Annotated in this window: 1 protein-coding gene; it reads left to right on the plus strand. The window is 43.6% G+C overall.

Annotated elements, in window-relative coordinates:
• On the plus strand, nucleotides 1–1,067 hold a 1,067-nt coding region (locus I3257_RS14125; RefSeq protein WP_238050173.1), incomplete at both ends, for a hypothetical protein.

The raw sequence follows: 1,067 nt of genomic DNA on the forward strand, positions 1-1,067 counted from the left end.
AAATACTGGGCGCAACACAAACAGCGCTTTGAATCGCTAGAAACGTCTAGTAAACCTTCCAAGCAAGCTACTATCAAACGTTATGGTTGGTCAGATGTCAGTCAAAGTGCGGCGTTAACTCATGCCAAAGCGCGAGTGGATGAGTCGCAACATCGCTGGCTGGCAGGTGAAGATATCTTACGCCGTGAGCGCAGGGAAGAGTATAACGAAGGCAATAGCATTCCTATTCGTGAAAAGATTGTTGATAAGCATGATTTTCCAGAAAATGAACCATCTAATAATAGTGCAGCAGTAACGAAGCTCATTGTCACGCGCAACAGCTATGGCGCACAAGTCGCTAACGTCGATAATATCGCCATTATTGATGTTGATAATGATGATTTATTGCGTCAAAAATATCCTTATGATTATAACCATCATGGCTTTATGCCTGCCTTTCTCATTAATCAAAGCAATCCAACAACCAAAATAAAAGTTTGGGCTTTTGTTATTGTCTTTATACTTATTGCCAGTGTCATCGCTTGGCTAGGACTATCATGGTTGTGGTTATTGGCTGTTATGATTGGTGCGACCGTCTATTTGTGGCAGCAAGCCAGTGCAAAAGACAAAGCCCGTGCGCAAAAATATGCCGATGATGCCGCCTCACTACTGCCCTATATGACGGATTTGATCAAAAAACGTGTTGCGAATCATCCTATCGAATGTTTTCGTTTATATCAAACGCCAGCAGGATTTCGCATTATTGCCACACACGATATCATTTCGCCAAGTGATAACGTGGTCACGGAGTGGTTTGAGTATTTCCATGCAGATGCCAATTATGTTCGTCTATGCCAAGCGCAGCAGTGCTTTCGAGCGCGGCTCACTGCCAAGCCGTGGCGTATGAGTGAGGTTGAGAATAAGAAGTTAGCTAAAGATATCCCTGCTAAGGACTTTTGGTTTGGCTCCGAGAACACAGATATAGATAGTAGCATTGAGCAACGTCAAGATGAGTTAAAAGCGCGTAAGCAGTGGATTGTTGACTACGATCGTTTTACCCAAGGCTATCGTGCTTGTCATTATGTCGA

This window comes from Psychrobacter sp. Ps7, assembly GCF_022129225.1.
Classification (GTDB): domain Bacteria; phylum Pseudomonadota; class Gammaproteobacteria; order Pseudomonadales; family Moraxellaceae; genus Psychrobacter; species Psychrobacter immobilis_A.